Source organism: Pseudoalteromonas sp. BSi20495, assembly GCF_000241185.1.
Classification (GTDB): domain Bacteria; phylum Pseudomonadota; class Gammaproteobacteria; order Enterobacterales; family Alteromonadaceae; genus Pseudoalteromonas; species Pseudoalteromonas fuliginea.
Window position 1 is genome coordinate 30,230 of the sequence record NZ_BADY01000054.1, and the last position, 18,951, is coordinate 49,180.

The following is an 18,951-nucleotide window of genomic DNA, read 5'->3' on the forward strand; positions in this document are numbered from 1 at the left end:
TTTATAGAAAGCGATTAAATTATGAAAAAAAAAATTCTCTTGTTAGGATTTTCAACAGCTTTTATTTCTCCTCTTGCTTCCGCAGATAACCAATTTCAAATATTTACTCATTTTGACGCAGAGATTTACACCGAAGCACAACCAGTACAAGCTTTTGTCGATGATTTCGATGCACCACTAAAATCGGGTGACAGTGCATTTACCTATAATATTTTTGAAGTGGGTGTTGGCTACGGTAATTTTAAAGTGGGTTTACAAAGTCGTTATGACTATGTTCTTAACTTTGATCCTGATACAGCTAAATATACTCATACCGAAAAGAATGATTTAGAGTTTGAGGATCGTTTTTATACATATTATTTAGATGCAAAACAAGCGACTTCAAATGGTGTATTTGTATCTTATGATTTTAAATTTTTAGATGAAAATGCATTAACAATAACACCTAAGCTTTCTGTTTTTGCCAGCTCACACTATCAAGATGCCACTGTAAATGGTGAAATTTATAGCGATGAAGTTGAAGGTGCTGTAACTGTCGATTACAACTTTTCAAAAGACATTTTATTTAAAGAATTTACACCTTCACAAAAGCCTGAAGGGCTAGGCTATAGCTTAGATATTTTTGCCGATTGGCAAGTAAATGATGAGCTTAAAGTTGGTTTTAGCGTAAAAGATTTGCTCTATAAAACAGACTACGAAGACAGTGGCTCCGTAAAAGGTCAAACTACTGAAATTCCATTTAGCGAAGATGATAACGGCGATATTATTACTCAGCCAACAGTTTCATTAAAAACATCTGCATTTGGAAATACGGTATCTCATGATTTCGAAATGGAAATGCGACTACAAGCATTTGCCGATTACAGAATAAACGACCGATTTTCGACTCAGTTAACTTTAAAACGTTACGATAAAGACACGTTTAGCCAATTAAAAGGCCGTATTCACTTTTGGGATCATTGGCGAGTACAAGCAGGCTATGAAACAAAAAGCGAAGCATTTTTAGTTGGTATTGAAAACGAGTATTTTGGTCTTAATTTACAAGCTGACAGCCTAGATTTAGATAAAGCCTATTATGCGAATGTGAATTGGTACGTGAACATTAAGTTTTAAGGAATGAAGATGTTAAAACAAATTATACCTTTAGGGGTCGCTATTGCATTGGCAGGTTGTGGTTCTTCATCAGACAGTGACAGTTCAGAATCTGTTGCAGTGAGTGAAATTGCTACATCTTCTTCTGTGAGTTTTTATGTATCTAATTGGCAATCACCACAGGGCACGCTTAATGTTTTAGATAGCGATGGGGTGCTGCAAGAATCAATTGAAGTCGAAAACATCAATACTGCGAGTATAAATGTAACTCCACTTACTTTTAATAGCTTTGAGTTTATACCTAGTGATACAACGCTACCTTGTCCACGTTTTACAGGTTGCGGCCGAACAGTTCGTGGTGATGCAAATGACTTAAACGCAAACCGTTTAATCGACTATCAAGAACTAACAGCCGTTACTCTTAATTACAAAGCAGCTGCCTTTAGTGCTCCTGGTGTAAATACAGTGTATTTATCGCCATTGAGTAAGGCAATTACTGACGAAGGTTTTAGTGCTATACAAGCGAGTTTATCAGCCACACCTTTTTATCATTTAACGCACAGTAATTTAAATGCAAGTGTTGAAGCTGAAATGGTTACTAACGCATTTACTTACGCTGCAATTATAGCTGGGGTAGCTGATAATACGTTTAGCGTTGTAAGTGCTTTTAATGCATTTACTAACTTGGAGACTGACCAGCAAGCGTGGCAAGATTACAGCGATTTAGCAGTGCAGTATGTTACAGATAACTTATTTAGCGACCAAGGTAATGCTTTGCTGAAAAATGTCGCTGGTCAAGTTAAGCAAACCATTGCGAGCGTCACTACATTTAAAAACTGGCAGGCTCGTTCAGGAGAAGCTCAAAGTTTAGATTCAAGAGAGTTGCTTGTTGATACACGAAATATCATTGGTGTTGCAAGACTTCAAGAAAAAACTTACTCAGATGAATTAGACGTAAAATTTGCTGAGTTAGAAGGTGTATTTGATGAGGACACACAAAGAATCCTTAATGCGCTTACTAATGCTTTAAATGAAGTTATTACAAACTATTCTCCACTAGCTGATGGCTCTACACCATCAGGGCAATATAAGCTTCGTGACTTGGATATCATTTATAGTCAATCACCTTATACATGGGCTATTACAGGCACATATGATGATTTACCTATAGCAATTGATTTATCAATCCCAACATTTAGGGTAAGTGGTGTACTGGGAGATAAAATTGAAGGTGTAATGAGCGCAACTGTCACAAATGGTGCTACGGTATTAAGTGTGGATGTAAGTGAGTTGCTGATTGAGTTTGATGGCATAGATGCTCAAAGTGAATTAAACCCAGAAGCCGATACGGGGATTACACAGGTAACCACCAACGTAATTATCAATAAAGCAGCGGGTAAACTCGAAGGTGATTTATCAGTAAACTTAAATCGTTTTGTTAATTCACTAGGTGAGGAGTCAACCACGTTATCTACTTTTGATTTTAATGGTGATTACGTAAGCGACATCCAAAACACTGCATTTCATATCACAGCAGTAGAGGCTTCGCCTTTTGTTGGTGAAGATAATGACGATTTAGCATTTACTTTTGAATTAGATTTTACATTGAGTGGTGCAAGCGATTTTAAATTTGCATACGTAGGTGATGTTGAAAATTTATCTGAACTTACTTCTACAGATATATTTGTTAGTGTAAAAAATAGGGCGTTGGATTTACGTATTCGTGATGTTAGTGGCAATATTAACCTCATTGCGAAAGGCGAAAATGGCCGTTGGTTAGATGTAAAACAAAAGGGCCGTAATTACAGTGGCGGTTTATATTTTGGTGATACTAAAATAGCTGACGTTACTGCCGTTCGTGGCATCCCTGGGGTTTTATTTTCAAATGGCGATTTTGAATCGTTGTTCTAATTAATTGACTTAAATATTAGACATAAAAACCCAATATTAGTTGGTTTTTTATGTCTATATTAAGTATTTATAACAACTCAATACTTACCGTTGCGCCTTTTTCGATATTGCCGCTTTTTGCTGGCACTACAATTAAGCAGTTAGCTTTACTAAGCGACGAAAGTACACCCGAGCCCTGTTTATTAAACGGGGCAACCACTAAGTCACCTTGCTCGTTAATTGTTGCAGTACCGCGTTGAAAGTCAGCTCTGCCAGGGCGCTTTTTAATAACGGATGTAGTAACCGCGTTAAATCGCATTTTAGGATTTACTTTACCAAGACCGGACAGCTTTTGCAGTGCAGGCTCTACTAACTGATTAAACGTAACAGCAGCCGACACAGGGTTACCTGGCAAGCCAAAAAAGTAACTGTTAGCTAGTTTACCAAAGGCAAAAGGTTTACCTGGTTTCATGGCTATTTTCCAAAAGTGAATTTCGCCAATTTCGTTGAGCACTTCTTTGGTAAAGTCGGCTTCACCAACCGATACACCGCCTGAACTTATTACGGCATCGGCAAGTTCGTTCGCTTTTAAAAATGCATTAGTGATGAGTTCTTTGTCATCAGGGATTATTCCTAAATCAATCACATCGATATTTTTTTGTAGTAGCGCACTAATAATAACAGCGCGGTTGCTTTCAAAAATAGCGCCTTGTTTAAGCGGCTGACCAGGTTCAATTAGCTCATCGCCTGTAGAAAGCACGGCTATTTTTAAGGTTCTTACCACGTCTATATTGGCAATTCCTAAAGATGCAAGTAACCCCACATCAACGGCTTTTAATTTATCGCCTGCTTTTAAAATAACATCGTCGATTGCTATATCTTCGCCAGCAAAACGCACGTTTTCATTTAGCTCTGGTTGCGCAGTAAACGTAATTTTATCGCCATCAACCGAGGCGTTTTCTTGCATTACAACGCCGTTAGCGCCAGGTGCAATGGCAGCGCCGGTCATTATTCTTACGCATTGACCAGGGGTAAGCGTTCCTTCAAAAACTTGACCCGCAAACACGCTACCTACTTGTGTATAGGTTAAGCTTTTATCTGAAATACATAGCGCATAGCCATCCATTGCAGAGTTGTTATGAGCCGGTACGTTTATAGTTGACTTAACATCGCTTGCTAAAACGCGATCAACACTTTGCATTATAGAAATGGTTTCAACGTCTTTAACAGGCGCTATTGTGCCAAGTATATTGTGTATTGCAGTTTCAATTGGTAATAAACCGGGTGCATTGCAAACATCGTTCATATATATTGCTTACTTAAATCATTTTATTTTGAAACAATACTTATAATGTCAAAGCTTTACAATACATGGTTGGGTTATTTTTTGTGTGTGGCATGCATGCTTTCGTGCAGCGTAAACGCAAAAGAAACGCTACAAGTAGCCGTGGCGAGTAATTTTAAAACGGTATTGCAAACCCTACTAAAAAAATCTCCATTACCAAATGTTGACGTGAAAATATCAGCCGCCTCTAGCGGTGTTTTATATTCGCAAATAGTGCATGGCGCGCCATTTGATGTGTTTTTATCGGCTGACGATTTTCGCCCGCAATCGCTTATTAAAGAAGGCTATGCCGAGCAAAGCAGCTTAATCACTTACGCGTTAGGCGAACTTGCTTTGTGGCAACCCAAAGCTGAAAAAGTAAATGATAAAGTAGCCATTGCTAATCCGCGTTTTTCACCATACGGACGTGCCTCAGAGCATTACGCGAATAACCATTTTAAAAAACCAATAAATTATGTGTACGGGAATAACATTACACATGCGTTTCAGTTTGTGCAAAGTGGTAATGTAGGAGTAGGGCTGGTGGCTGTTTCATCACTAAAGGCGGCTTACAGTAACACGCAAGATCAAAAATATTTAGATTATACCGTGCTGCCTACCAATCAATATCCCGATATAATTCAACAAGGCGTTATTATTAGCTCGACTAAAAAGCATGCTAGCGCTAAGCAACTTATGCAATTTTTAATGGCAGAAGCTACGCAGCAGCAGTTAATTGAATTAGGTTACAGAATAAAGGATAACAATGCTTCAAAGTGATTTAACCGCGCTGTGGTTAACTATAAAACTTGCCTTTATAACCGCAGTACTTCTTCTTGTTTTTTGTATTCCACTGGCTTACAAGCTTGCTGGCTATAACGGTAAATTCAAACCATTTTTAGAGGCATTAATTGCAATGCCTTTAGTGCTGCCGCCTACGTTATTAGGGTTTTACTTACTTGTTTTGTTTTCGCCTGACCACGCTTTTGGGCAGTTTTGGTTTTGGCTAACGGGTACACAGCTTGCGTTTAGTTTTCAGGGAGTGGTTATTGGCTCGCTTTTTTATTCACTGCCTTTTGTAATGCAGCCGCTTGTGGCTGGGTTTAAGCATATTAATCAAACTTATAACGAAGCTGCCATTGCGCTTGGATTAAGCCCGTTTAAACGCTTTGTGCATTTAATTATTCCGCTTTTAAAACCCAGTATTGGTAGCGCGTTTGCCTTAGGTTTTGCGCACACATTGGGTGAATTTGGTTTGGTATTAATGATTGGCGGTAATATTCAGGGGCAAACACAGGTGGTGTCTATTGCGCTTTATGACCATGTTGAATCGTTAAATTATACGGCGGCGCATCAGCTTTCACTTATTTTACTGGCAATTTCGTTTGCCTGTTTAGTGCTGTTATTTAAGTTTAATAAAAGCATTGTAGGGGTTAAGCAATAACATGATTAAGTTAAGCCTTTTTAAAGCACTCAATAATTTTGATTTAGATATAAACCTTGAACTTGAGTCGTTTAATGTATTGGGTGTTTACGGGCCTTCTGGCTCGGGTAAGTCAACATTACTGCGTTGTATTAGTGGTTTAGAGCCTGCAAAAAGCGTTTATGTAAACAATCAGCCAGTGCATGAGTTGCCAAGCGATAAACGTGGTATTACGCTTCAGCTGCAATCGTGCCCGTTGTTTCCTCATTTAGATGTGGCAGGTAATTTAGCGTTTACACAAAAACACTGCGGGAATAAACAAACTAGCTTAACGCTAGAATACGTTGTTAAAACACTTGAATTACAAGATTTACTAAACCGTGATGTAGAAAGCTTATCGGGCGGTGAACGCCAACGTGTAGTATTTGCGCGCACTTTGCTTGCCGGTCAAAAATTTATAATGCTCGATGAGCCTTTTAGTGCGCTTGATTGGTCATTGCGTTTTAAAACGCTCACTAAACTTAGCGAGTTTGCAGTTAAGTTTAATATTAAATTTATAATAGTAAGTCACTCATTAAAAGAGCTGCTATTTTGCTGCGATACCCTTATTCAGCTTGATAAAGGTAAGGTGATAAACCAAGGTGCAAGTGCGCACGTTGCAAAAGCTATTTACGCAAATGACAGGCAAACACCGCTGAGCTTAATTAATTACGATGTGGTCAAATTTGATGAAGACTACGGGCTATATCAACTGCAATTACAGCAAAGTGAGCAACCGCTTTTTGTACTTCCTGCACTTGTAGATAGCAGTAATAAGCTAATTATAGAAAGTGAGCAAATGTTGTTTAGTGCGTTAAAGCCTGAGCAAACAACGCACAGTAATGTTTTAAGGTCGGTATTAACTCAAGCTGAGCTTATTAATAATAAGTGGCAGTTAACGCTTAATGCAGATGGGCAAACTTTGTATTGCTTGGCTTCAAGACGAGTGTGGGACAAAAACGACTTTAAAGTGGGCGATGTGCTTTATACAACAATCAGTAATCTAGAATAACTAAATGCTGCACACCGCACATTGACTGTTTTTAGCTATTTTAAAACGATTAAATTCCATACTTAAACCATCCACCAGCAATAAGTGCTCGCTTAAGCCACTTGGCAAACCAGCAAGCATTTTTAGCGCTTCAGTAGCCTGAATACTGCCTATTAACCCCACAATAGGAGAAAGCACACCAGATTCGGAGCAGCTTTGTGTTTGTTCACTAAAAAATTGCGATAAACAACCATAACAATGGCTGTTTTCATCCATAGTAAAACACGTGACTTGTCCTTCCATACGTATTGCAGAGCCTGACACCAGTGGAACTTTAGCTCTAAAACAAGTGCTATTAAGTGCGTTGCGCGTTGCTAGATTATCTGAGCAATCAATCACTATATCAATGTTATTAAATAGCTGTTCTGTAATGGTATTTACACCAAAAAATGCCTCAATGGTGTTTATGTCTATTTCACTATTAAGTGCGCTGAGCTGTTTTTTAGCAGCACTGCATTTTGAGCTACCAATATCATTTTCTTTATACAGTATTTGCCTTTGCAGGTTGGTCACGTCTATTTCATCGTTATCAATTAAGGTAAGCGTGCCAACGCCTGAGGCCGCTAAATATTGACTTACCGTACATCCAAGCCCACCCACACCAACAATTAAAGCATGCGATTGCCATAGCTTCTCTTGTCCGTCTATATCAAGCTGCGGCAGCATAATGTGCCGAGAATAGCGTAGTTGCTGTTGGTACGTTAACGGTGCTTTTTGCATTTTTAAACATCTCATACTTTTTTTGAACAATACCAATTTGTTAAATCCTAGAGCAAGTAGTAACGCTTTTTATTTGCACTGTAACAGCCCATATCCCCTCACTCATATAGTGCAACTATAACGCATTAAAATAATAAATACATATAACCAACTGAAATATATGGTTTTTAATTAGTGGCTCAGTAATTGCTGTATTGGGTTAACTAAAATTTAACAAGATTAGGGCTGCTACTCATATAAAAGAGTGGGGCATTTATAAAACAATAATACGTTTACGAGGAAATAAACATGCAACCGAGTTCTGGATTTAACTTAATATCCTTTAAAGGAAAATGAAAGTATTACACCTGAGTTGGATGGTCTTTTTTGTGTCATTTTTTGTATGGTTTAACCATGCTCCTTTATTAGGTGCAATTGCGGGCTCGCTTGGTATTACCATGGCACAAGTTAAAACATTACTAATTTTAAATGTAGCGTTAACTATTCCTGCCCGTGTTGTGGTGGGTATGCTGACCGATAAATTTGGTCCTCGGATTGTTTATGCGGCGCTACTTATTAGCTGTAGTATTCCGTGTTTTATGTTTGCTATGGCAACCACATTTGAACAAGCTGCTATAGCGCGTTTTGCGCTAGGCTTTATTGGTGCTGGCTTTGTTGTGGGCATTCGTATGGTGAGTGAATGGTTTCCTGCTAACGAGTTGGGTATAGCAGAAGGTATTTATGGCGGTTGGGGTAACTTTGGTTCAGCAGCAGCGGCTATGTTACTGCCAATTATTGCACTTATGTTTGGTGGCGAAGATGGTTGGCGTTATGCAGTAGGTTTAACCGGTGTATTAAGCGTTATATTTGGTATTATTTGGTACCTAAATGTAACCGATACACCAAAAGGCGGTACATACTTTAAACCTAAAAAAGTAGGCGCAATGGAAGTAACCAGTAAAGGCGACTTTGTATTACTCCTTATTATGAAAATCCCTATGTATGGCGCATTAGCATTACTTACTTGGAAGCTTTCACCAACTGGTGCTAACCTAATTTCGGCTAATTTTGTACTTGCCGTGTATGCTTTTTTAGTTCTGCTTTATATTTACGAAGTGTATAAAACCTTTGACGTAAATGGTCATATTTTTAAAGAGCCTGTACCCGAGTCGCATCGTTATGAGTTTAAGCAAGTAGCTGTTTTAAATATTTTATATTTTACAACCTTTGGTTCTGAGCTTGCGGTTGTTTCTATGTTACCGCTGTTTTTTATGGATGTGTTTGCGCTTGATATGGTGTACGCGGGTATTTTAGCATCTGCTTATGCATTTATGAACTTAGCATCTCGCCCGGGTGGCGGTTGGATTTCAGATAAATTAGGTCGTCGTATTACCCTTATTGTACTTACAATGGGTCTTGCTGTTGGTTATTTTGTAATGGGCTTGGTTGATGCATCTTGGTCTTTATGGCTTGCAGTTGTTGCGGCTATGGCATGTTCGTTCTTTGTGCAAGCAGGTGAAGGCGCTGTATTTGCCGCAGTACCGCTAATTAAGCGTCGTTTAACTGGGCAAATTGCAGGTATGACAGGTGCTTACGGTAATGTAGGTGCAGTAGTGTACTTAACGGCATTGTCACTTGTTGATTATCAAACTTTCTTTTTCATTATTGCGGGGAGTGCATTACTTGGCTTAGGCGCACTGTTTTTTATGACCGAGCCAGACGGGCATATTACCGAGGTAAATGAAGACGGCACCGTTGAACTTATTTCAGTGACTTAAGGCATTATTGACTATGTTTGATGAAACACTCCACGCTAAAGCGCTAAAAAATGAACTCAACGTTTCATTTGGCGGACACAGCGCAAAAGGCTTAAAAGCAGAAAACCAAGATGCGTTTGCAGCTCTTAATACCAAAGCGCAAGAAAAAGAGTCTAAAGGCGTTATTGCCTGCTTAGCCGATGGGTGTTCATCAGCAAAAAATGCTAAACAAGCGTCTCAACTTTCGGTTACTCATTTTATAAATGAGTATTTAAATACCCCCGAAAGTTGGGCGGTTAAAAAGTCAGTATCGAAGGTGTTAGCAAGTTTAAATCAGTGGCTTTATTCGCAATCGGTTAATTATAATCACCTTGGTCAGCGCCAAGCCGATTGGATGACCACTTTTACAGCGCTTATTTTAAAGTCGGCAACGGGTTATATATTTCACTTAGGTGATACGCGTATTACCCGCTTGCGAGAAAATAAAATAGAGGCAATTACACGGGACCATAAAGTAAACGATACGCTAACGCGTGCGCTTGGCGCACAACTTCATCAAGAAATAGATGTATACGAAGTTGACCTAAAAGCAGACGATATTTATATATTAACCTGCGATGGCGTACACGATGTGCTTCCAAGTAGTGATATAGCTAAATTAATTAACGAGCACACTGATTTAGAAAATGCAGCTAAAGCAATTACCGAACTTGCATTAGCGCGAGGCAGTGACGACAACGTAAGTTGTTTGCTTGTAAAAGTAGAAAATATTGCCGAGCAAAAGTTAGATGAGCTTTATCATTCGCTAACACGACGAAAAATTCCACCTGCGCTTAATGTTGGGCAAAAAATTGATGACTACACGGTTATTCGTAAATTACATGCCAGTAGTCGCTCGCACATTTATTTAGTGCAACAAGCGCCCGATATACCACCAGTGGTTTTAAAAGCACCTTCGGTTAATTTTGAAGACGATGTGCACTACCTTCAAGGCTTTATAAGAGAAGGCTGGGTAGGGCAACGCATAAACCACCTTAACGTGATGAAAGTACTGAGTACGCAATCGCAAAGTCGTTTTTTGTATCATATTTGTGAATACATGGACGGGCAAACACTCAGTGATTGGAAGCACGACGTGCCGCACCCAGAAATAACCCAAGTGCGCAGTATTATTGAACAAATAGTACATGCACTAAGGGCGTTTCAACGACTCGATATGGTACATCGCGATTTAAAACTCGATAACGTAATGATAGATGCGCACGGTAAAGTAACGCTAATAGATTACGGCACAGTAAGTGTTGCGGCTATGGACGAGTCGGTTAAACAAATTGCGGATGATTGCCCGCAAGGCACTGCCGACTACACCGCACCCGAAACACTTATTACTATGCACGCCGATTTTAAAAGTGATTTGTTTTCACTTGGCGTTATTGCATACGAGTTATTGTGCTCAAAATTGCCTTACAAACCACTGCCACTTAACCACGTAGCGCCAAAAGATTACAGCCATTGGCATTACACAAGTATTCGTAAATACAGAGCCGATATTCCGTTTTGGTTAGATCAAGCCCTTATGAAAGCGCTTGCCCCTAAACCAGAGCTCAGATACCAAGCCTTTTCTGAGTTTATAAACGATATCAACAAACCTAATCCTTATTTAGAAAGTACCGCTAATAAAAGTTCAATAATGAAACGCGATCCAGTTGTGGTGTGGAAATGTATTTCGCTGTGTTTATTTATTGCTTTGGTATGTGTATTAATAATTAAAACTTAGAGAACCAAAATGCTTAACTATAAGAACAACTTACCTATTATTTTTATACTGGGTTGCTTCACTGCGCCTTCAATAAGCCAAGCTTCGCAAACTGATCTTGATTTTAGACTGCGTTTTGAAAGCGTTGATCAAAACAATGCTCTAAAAGATGCAAGCGGCTTAACACTTAGAACCCGCTTAACGCATCAAACAGACGAGGTGAATGGTTTTTCAGCCCTTATTGAAGTAGAAGATACTCGCAGCCTATTGGGCGTAGATGATTACAACAATACTGTGGGGAAAAATACTAATTACTCTGTTATTGCCGACCCAGAAAACACCGAGATAGACCAAGGTTTTGTTAAATATGCCCGCGATGGTCTATCGCTAAAAGTAGGGCGCCAAGTAATAGCCCTTGATGGGCAGCGTTTTGTTGGGCACGTAGGTTGGCGCCAAGACAGGCAAACCTTTGATGCAGCAACCATTAATTACGCACTTAATAACATAGATTTACAGTACAGTTATTTAAATAAGCGTAACCGCATATTTGCTGACGATAAAGACATTAAATCGTCCGATCATCTAATTAATGCAAGCTTTAAAACAGACTACGGTAAAGTGGTTTTATACAGTTACTTATTAAGTGACGATGCACTACAAGACGACAGTTTAGACACTTATGGCGTTTCTTTTAACGGTAATAAAACCCTAAACGACATAAAATTTTATTACAAAGCGGAGTATGCAACGCAGTCTGCGTCAACAAGCGTGAGTGATTTTGATTCCGATTACTATGCACTTGAAGGCGCTGTTGATTTAAATGGTTTGGGTATAAAAACAGTAACATTAAAAGTTGGCATAGAGTCACTTGGCTCTGATAATGGCGATTACGGGTTTGCAACACCGCTTGCCACGTTACATAAATTTAATGGTTGGGCAGATACATTTTTAAATACACCCGCACAAGGCTTGGACGACACTTACATAAGCTTAAACGGTAAAGCGTTTGACGGAAAATGGCTGGTGGCTTATCACAGTTTTGATGCTAATGAGCAATCAAATGGGGTTGACGATTTGGGTACTGAACTAAACGTACAATACGTTAAACCTATTAATAAACAATATGCAGTAGGTGTTAAATACGCTGATTACTCAGCGGGCGATACTGCTGCTAATAAAGTCGATACTCAAAAATTGTGGGTATGGATGAGCGCTAAATTTTAACCCTCACTATCTTCTAAAATCCTCTTGTAATTTATAGCGACACAAGATGGTGCAGTTGCACCATCTTGTGGGGCTTTATGCTTTTCACCTCTGCACCAATGTAGGCAACTTACTGATTTTAAATGCTTATATATTTGGCTTACATATTGCTATAACAATCCTATAACAAATTATTCGATGTTAGCTTTAGTCAATCACTAAAGTAGATATCATTTTAAGGTGAGTAAATGCTAAGCAAGCAGCGTGTTGTAGTGGTAGGAAACGGAATGGTGGGGCACCATTTTGTGCAGCAGCTAGTTTCTCAAAATCAAGCTGATGAGCAATTTGAAATTACGGTACTTAGCGGTGAAGACCGTTTAGCGTATGACCGCGTGCAGCTATCGTCTTTTTTTAAAGGCAAAACCGCAGACGACCTCGCACTTACATGCAATAAAACCTATGACGATTGGCAAGTACGCTTTCATACTCATTCTAAAGTGGTTGATATAAATCGTGATACGCAAACTGTAACGACTGCTAAAGGGGAGTCGTTTGAATACGACAAGCTTGTGCTTGCTACAGGTTCATTCCCATTTGTACCGCCTATACCGGGTAAAGATCGCGAGCATTGCCTTGTTTATCGCACCATTAACGATTTACACGCAATAAAAAACTCAGCCCATGGCAGTAAAGTAGGCGTGGTAATTGGTGGCGGTTTACTGGGGCTTGAAGCTGCAAACGCATTAAAGCAACTGGGTCTGCATACTCACGTAATAGAATTTGCACCGCAACTTATGGGCGTACAAGTTGATGCGGGGGGCGGTCGGTTACTAAAAAACAAAATTACAGATTTAGGCGTTACTGTGCATACATCGGTCGCAACTGAGGAAATAGTAGAAGGTGAAAGTTGCCGTTACAAAATGTGTTTTAAAGGCGGCAAAACCCTTGAAACCGACATGATTGTATTTTCGGCGGGTATTCGCCCTTATGATAATTTAGCCCGCGAGTTTAATTTAGAGTTAGGCGAGCGCGGCGGTATTGTAATTAATAACCACTGCCAAACGAGCGATAAAAACATATACGCAATTGGTGAATGTGCACTGTGGAATAACTTTATTTTTGGCTTAGTGGCACCCGGTTACGCTATGGCTAAAATAGCAGTTGGGCATATTTTACAAGATACGCAGCAAGATACTTTGCAAAGTACTGGCTTAGACAATAAAGCCGATGAATTTAGCGGTGCCGATATGAGCACCAAGCTTAAATTAATGGGTGTTGAAGTGGGATCTATTGGCGATGCGCATGCACGCAGCGAAGGCGCAATAAGCTATTATTTTGAGGATCAAGCCAATGGCATTTATAAAAAAGTAGTCACTAATTCACAAAGTAATAAGCTGATTGGCGCCGTACTTGTTGGCGATACCAGCGATTACGACAATTTGCTGCAATATCATTTAAACGACATTGAACTTACCACCGCACCCGAAGCGCTCATTATGCCCCTTGCCGGCGAAATAGCAGAGCTAAGCGCCGATGACTTGCCTGATGACGCCATTATTTGCGCTTGTCATAAAGTAACTAAACACACCATTGAACAATCAGTTTCTAACGGCTGCATAGATTTGGCAAGTGTGCAGCAAAGCACCAAAGCCAGTACAGGTTGTGGAGGGTGTGAAAAACTCGTTCAAAACGTAATAAGCAGCGTGCTCGCTAAAGCAAGTAACACTATTAACGTAGTTACCCTTAATGAGCCTGTAAAACAGCCCGCATAAATTAAAGCACACTAACTAAAGCACATTAAAAGAGAGCAGTATGGCAACCGCAAATACGTCACCAACTATAAATAAAACGAGTTTAAAACAAACAACATGTGCTTACTGTGGTGTAGGGTGCGGTGTTGATATTTCACTTTTTAATAATGTGCCAACCAAGCTTGAAGGCATGCGAGAGCATCCCGCAAACTTTGGTCGTTTATGTGTAAAAGGCACCCATTTGCTCGACACAACAGGCAGTGATAATCGCTTAACGTCGCCCCTTATTAATAATAAAGCAGCCACGTGGGATGAAGCAACTGACCACGTTGCCAATAAATTTAACGACATAATACAAAAGCACGGATCCGATGCGGTGGCTTTTTATGTGTCAGGGCAGTTACTTACTGAAGATTACTACATCGCGAATAAATTAATGAAAGGCTACATAGGCTCAGGCAATATTGATACTAATTCACGTCTGTGTATGTCATCTGCTGTGGCAGGTTATAAACGCGCTTTTGGTGAAGACGTAGTGCCGTGCACCTACGAAGATTTAGAGCAAACTGAGTTACTTATATTAATTGGCTCTAATGCAGCATGGACTCATCCGGTTTTGTATCAGCGAATGGAGCGTGCAAAGCAGCTTAACCCAAATATGAAAGTGGTGGTTATTGATCCGCGTAAAAGCGACACAGCTGAGCTTGCCGACACATTTTTAAATATAAAACCAGGCAGTGACGCCGCGCTTTATAACGGCTTACTTAATTATTTAAATAAGCATAACCACCTCGACACGCAATTTATTGCTCAGCACACAAACGGCTTTGAAAGCGCACTGCAAGAGGCAACAAAATGGAGCTGTGAGGCAGTTAGCGACTTTTGCGATATAGCAATTGAGCAAGTAATTGAGTTTTACGCGCTATTTGCTAACAGCCCAAGCGCAATTAGCTTCTATTCAATGGGTATAAATCAATCAAGCTCGGGTGTAGATAAATGCAACGCCATTATTAATGCACATTTAGCCTCAGGTAAATTACTTAAACCAGGCAGCGGTCCGTTTTCGATTACTGGGCAACCCAATGCGATGGGCGGGCGCGAAGTAGGTGGCTTGGCTAATCAGTTAGCGGCGCATTTAGATATTGAAAACGAAGCACATCAATCACTTGTACAACGTTTTTGGCTCTCGCCAACTATTGCTAAAAAAGCAGGCAGTAATGCTATTGATATGTTTGATGACATAGCCGCGGGCAAAATAAAAGCAGTGTGGATAATGGCAACAAACCCAATGGTGAGCTTGCCCAATAACGCCGCTATTAAAAAAGGCATTAGAGACTTGCGAGATGGTGGTTGTATCTGACTGTATTGCAAAAAGTGATACGTTAAAGTTTGCCGATGTTGCTTTTCCATCAACCGGATGGGGCGAAAAAAACGGCACAGTAACTAACTCAGAGCGCAGAATATCAAGGCAACGCCCGTTAGTAGCGCCTTATGCGGGAGCTAAAAACGATTGGCAAATTATGTGCGATGTTGCTAAAAAAATGGGCTTTGAAGGTTTTGATTTTACAGACCCAAGTGGCATTTTTGAAGAATGGGCACAATTAACCGACTTTGAAAATAACGGCAGCCGATTATTAAACCTCTCTGGTTTAGTTGGGCTCACAAAAAGCCAGTACGATAACTTAAAACCCATTATGTGGCCTGTTGTTAAAAACCAGCCTTATAAAAACGGTCAAGTTTTTACAGATAACCAATTTAGCACCGCTGATAAAAAGGCGCGTTTTATACCTATAACGCCGCAACTACCGGTGCAAAAAACATCAAGTGATTATCCGTTTGTAATGAACTCAGGGCGTATACGCGACCAATGGCATACGATGAGCCGCACGGGTAAAAGCACTGCGCTTTCATCGCATATTACACGCCCGTACATTGAAATTAATCCGCTTGATGCCAGTAAATTAGCAATTAAACAAAACGATTTAATAAGTGCAATTGCCCAAACAGGGCACGTTACCGCGCATGCAAAAGTAACCGATTCGGTGCGAAAAGGTGAATGCTTTATGCCTATTCATTGGAATAAGCAATTTGCATCGTCAGCAACAGTAAGTGGGTTGTATCAATCGGTAGTTGACCCTCTATCTGGTCAGGCTGAGTGCAAACACGGCGCTGTTAATATAGTTAAAGCACCCTTTGTGCAATATATGCAGCTGTTTGCTAAAAACGAACTGGTTATAAACAGTGATTTTTGGCTCAAAGTTAATGCTAGTAATTGCTTTAATTACCAATTGGCGCTTAATGAGGCACAAAGTGATTTACTGTATTACTGCCAAACCTTAACTGGTTTACAAGGGCAGTGGTCGGCTATGAATACGGCAAAAGCCATGCATGTGCAGTGTATTCAAAACGATCAATTAGCGTTTGTTGGTGTTATTTCTAATGAGCAAAAAGAAATATCACTCGAATGGATAAACCATTTATTTGCAGAGCCATTACTGACCTTTACACAGTTACAGTCTTTGCTTTATGCAACCCCCGATGAAGAATTTACCCAAGGCATGCAAGTGTGTAGCTGCTTTAAAGTAAGAGAGCAGCCAATTATAAACGCCATTAAAAACGGTGTAAACACAGTCGAGCAATTGGGGTCTGAACTTAAATGTGGGACGAACTGCGGTTCGTGTAAAACACAATTAAGCCAATTAATTAAGCAACATGCTACGCAAAAAGCGAACAGTATTAATGTTGCGGTTGTAATGTAAAGATAAAAGGAAGCATATGCTTAATGATCAATTTGGTCGGCAGTTTAACTATTTGCGCCTCTCAATAACCGACGTATGTAATTTTAGTTGTAGTTATTGTTTACCAAACGGCTATCAGTGCGATACGCCGCGTAATTTTTTAAATAAAAACGAAATTAGCACGCTTGTAAATGCGTTTGCAGAGCTAGGTACTAAAAAAGTGCGCATTACAGGTGGCGAACCGTGCTTGCGAAACGACGTAACCGATATTATAAAACTCTGTAAAAATACACCCGGCATAGAAAAAGTAGCCATTACTACCAACGGGTTTAATTTATTAAATAAAATTGATGAATTTGCCGATGCAGGGCTTGATGCGCTTAATGTAAGTATTGATAGCTTAAATCCGAGTATGTTTAAACTCATAACAGGGCACGACAAACTTAACCTTATTTTAAAAGGGATTGAACGCGCGGTAGAGCTGGGCATAAAAGATATAAAAATAAATGCAGTGCTTGCCAAGCAGTTTAATAAAAACCAATTGAAGGATTTTTTAGCATGGGTAAAGCACCACAAAGTTACAGTGCGCTTTATAGAATTAATGGAAACAGGTGACGGCGCAACATTTTTTGAAGAAAACCACTTAAGTGGGCAAACGGTTAAAGCCCAGCTTTTAGCTCAAGGCTGGTTACAAGTAGTTAGGGGGAAATTAAACGGACCCGCTGAGGAATTTTGTCATCCTGATTACGATGGTCGTATTGGTTTAATAATGCCGTACAGTAAAGATTTTTGTAAAAGTTGTAATCGCTTGAGAGTGTCGGCGCTGGGTAAATTACACTTATGCTTGTTTGCCGAGCAAGGTATAGATTTACGCGAACTACTAAACGAGGACGATACTGCAGCGACCGTAAAGGCAATTCGAGCCGCTATGGGCAATAAAGAAATAAGCCATGAGCTAGATAAACGCTTAACAGGTGCGACAACTCACTTAGCCATGTTAGGCGGTTAATATGGAAGTAAAAGCTAAGCGAGATTTTACAGGCGTTGTGCTTGCTGGTGGTAAGTCATCAAGAATGGGTACAGACAAAGCCGATTTAGTTTTAAAAAATAAAACGCTATTACACAATGCGTGTGATTTATTAAAAGATGCAGGCGCTAAAAACATACTTATAAGCCGCAACGTTACAAATCCAGTCAAATCATCGAGCCATTACTCGCCGAGCGATTATCCCTCAGAAAAGTACGTTAGAGATATATACCCAAATAGTGGACCCCTTGGCGGTATTTACTCAACATTAATAGCCACTGAGCACGACTTACTTATTACTGCGGTAGATATGCCTCTACTTACGAGTAGTTTGTTAAGCACAATTGTGCTGGCTTCTCAGTCAAATAACGTACAAAGTGTGAACAATCAATTAAATCAGTTACAAATACAGGCTTGGCACTTTGAAAATGAACCACTACCGCTGTATATTCGTAATACAAGCAGTGTAAAAAATCATTTAAAACACATACTCACAAACGCAAACAGTCATAAATCAATAAAACAGTTTACCCAAAGTATTGGTGTGCAAACGCTTTTATGTAATAAAGCGCATGCATTAATAAACACCAATACACCGGCGCAATTTAAAGCTGTAAATGAGCATTTTGACCAAAGCATTAACCAATTGAGAAAAACATTATGAGTCACACAAGCGAGTCACAAATACCTTTAAACATTGCCGTACTTACAGTAAGTGATACGCGCGATGCGATTACCGATACTTCTGGTCATTACTTAATTAAAGCGCTAACTGAGGCGGGTCATCACTTAGCAGATAAAGAAATTGTAAAAGATGATGTTTACCAAATGCGCGCTATTGCATCGCAGTGGATAGCCGACGACACCATTCACGCTATTTTAGTGACTGGTGGTACAGGATTTACCGAACGTGATTCAACACCTGAGGCATTTGCGCCGCTGTTTGATAAAAGCGTAGACGGCTTTGGTGAGCTATTTAGACATATATCGTACGGTGAAATTGGTAATTCAACTATTCAATCTCGTGCATTGGCAGGACTTGCTAACAACACGGTTATTTTTTGTATGCCAGGCTCTACAGGCGCATGCAAAACAGCATGGACAGGCATTATAAAAGATCAACTTAACTCAATGCATAAACCGTGTAACTTTGTACCGCACATTACCATTGGTAAAAAGTGTGAATCGCGTGAGCAATAGT

14 protein-coding genes and 1 pseudogene are annotated in these 18,951 nt (G+C 39.8%); 13 read left to right on the forward strand and 2 right to left on the reverse strand.

What is annotated here, in order from left to right; all coding sequences use genetic code 11:
• The first annotated feature begins 21 nt into the window (after positions 1-21).
• Entirely contained in the window at positions 22-1,113 is a 1,092-nt protein-coding gene (locus tag P20495_RS12815; RefSeq protein WP_033015481.1) for a hypothetical protein, read from the forward strand.
• A gap of 9 nt (positions 1,114-1,122) precedes the next feature.
• Positions 1,123-3,003 carry a hypothetical protein gene (locus P20495_RS12810; protein ID WP_008135410.1) on the forward strand — a complete coding sequence of 627 codons (1,881 nt, stop codon included), beginning with the start codon at positions 1,123-1,125 and terminating at the stop codon, positions 3,001-3,003.
• Positions 3,004-3,070: 67 nt separating this feature from the next.
• Here P20495_RS12810 and glp read toward each other — a convergent pair whose 3' ends face one another.
• On the reverse strand, positions 3,071-4,288 hold the full coding sequence (gene glp, locus P20495_RS12805) for a gephyrin-like molybdotransferase Glp (RefSeq protein ID WP_008135411.1): 1,218 nt from the start codon (positions 4,286-4,288) through the stop codon (positions 3,071-3,073).
• A gap of 45 nt (positions 4,289-4,333) precedes the next feature.
• Between glp and modA the strand changes: the two genes are divergently transcribed.
• From modA to P20495_RS12790, 3 genes are read left to right on the forward strand one after another with little or no spacing between them, the layout of a single operon-like run.
• The gene (gene modA / locus P20495_RS12800) at positions 4,334-5,086 is read left to right on the forward strand and encodes a molybdate ABC transporter substrate-binding protein (RefSeq protein WP_193371850.1); all 753 of its coding nucleotides are present in this window, start codon (positions 4,334-4,336) and stop codon (positions 5,084-5,086) included.
• Complete coding sequence (modB, locus tag P20495_RS12795) at positions 5,073-5,750, forward strand: molybdate ABC transporter permease subunit (protein ID WP_002959821.1); 678 nt, start codon at positions 5,073-5,075, stop codon at positions 5,748-5,750. The genes modA and modB overlap by 14 nt, the downstream gene beginning before the upstream one ends.
• Before the next feature lies 1 nt (position 5,751).
• On the forward strand, positions 5,752-6,780 hold the full coding sequence (locus tag P20495_RS12790; RefSeq protein ID WP_008135414.1) for an ATP-binding cassette domain-containing protein: 1,029 nt from the start codon (positions 5,752-5,754) through the stop codon (positions 6,778-6,780).
• On the opposite strand, the gene P20495_RS12785 is transcribed toward P20495_RS12790, so the two are convergent.
• Entirely contained in the window at positions 6,781-7,539 is a 759-nt protein-coding gene (locus P20495_RS12785) for a molybdopterin-synthase adenylyltransferase MoeB (RefSeq protein ID WP_008135415.1), read from the reverse strand.
• Positions 7,540-7,907: 368 nt separating this feature from the next.
• On the opposite strand from P20495_RS12785, the gene P20495_RS12780 reads away from it, so the two are divergent.
• The 8 genes and pseudogenes from P20495_RS12780 to moaB all read left to right on the forward strand — a co-directional run bounded on the left by P20495_RS12780 (position 7,908) and on the right by moaB (position 18,950).
• Positions 7,908-9,296, forward strand: a complete 1,389-nt coding sequence (locus P20495_RS12780) for an MFS transporter (RefSeq protein ID WP_008135418.1) — start codon at positions 7,908-7,910, stop codon at positions 9,294-9,296.
• A gap of 13 nt (positions 9,297-9,309) precedes the next feature.
• The gene (locus tag P20495_RS12775; protein ID WP_008135419.1) at positions 9,310-11,052 is read left to right on the forward strand and encodes a bifunctional protein-serine/threonine kinase/phosphatase; all 1,743 of its coding nucleotides are present in this window, start codon (positions 9,310-9,312) and stop codon (positions 11,050-11,052) included.
• 9 nt (positions 11,053-11,061) lie between these two features.
• Positions 11,062-12,255 carry an alginate export family protein gene (locus tag P20495_RS12770; RefSeq protein ID WP_008135422.1) on the forward strand — a complete coding sequence of 398 codons (1,194 nt, stop codon included), beginning with the start codon at positions 11,062-11,064 and terminating at the stop codon, positions 12,253-12,255.
• 227 nt (positions 12,256-12,482) lie between these two features.
• Complete coding sequence (locus P20495_RS12765) at positions 12,483-14,006, forward strand: FAD-dependent oxidoreductase (RefSeq protein WP_008135424.1); 1,524 nt, start codon at positions 12,483-12,485, stop codon at positions 14,004-14,006.
• A 40-nt stretch (positions 14,007-14,046) separates the two neighbouring features.
• Positions 14,047-16,744 (forward strand): annotated as a pseudogene (locus tag P20495_RS20415) (molybdopterin-dependent oxidoreductase).
• Positions 16,745-16,760: 16 nt separating this feature from the next.
• Positions 16,761-17,732, forward strand: a complete 972-nt coding sequence (gene moaA, locus P20495_RS12760; protein ID WP_008135430.1) for a GTP 3',8-cyclase MoaA — start codon at positions 16,761-16,763, stop codon at positions 17,730-17,732.
• A 1-nt stretch (position 17,733) separates the two neighbouring features.
• Positions 17,734-18,414 carry a molybdenum cofactor guanylyltransferase gene (locus tag P20495_RS12755; RefSeq protein ID WP_008135433.1) on the forward strand — a complete coding sequence of 227 codons (681 nt, stop codon included), beginning with the start codon at positions 17,734-17,736 and terminating at the stop codon, positions 18,412-18,414.
• Positions 18,411-18,950 (forward strand): molybdenum cofactor biosynthesis protein B, encoded by a 540-nt coding sequence (gene moaB, locus P20495_RS12750; RefSeq protein WP_008135434.1) that lies wholly within the window; start codon positions 18,411-18,413, stop codon positions 18,948-18,950. Before P20495_RS12755 ends, moaB begins: the two co-directional genes overlap by 4 nt.
• Position 18,951: the final 1 nt, after the last annotated feature.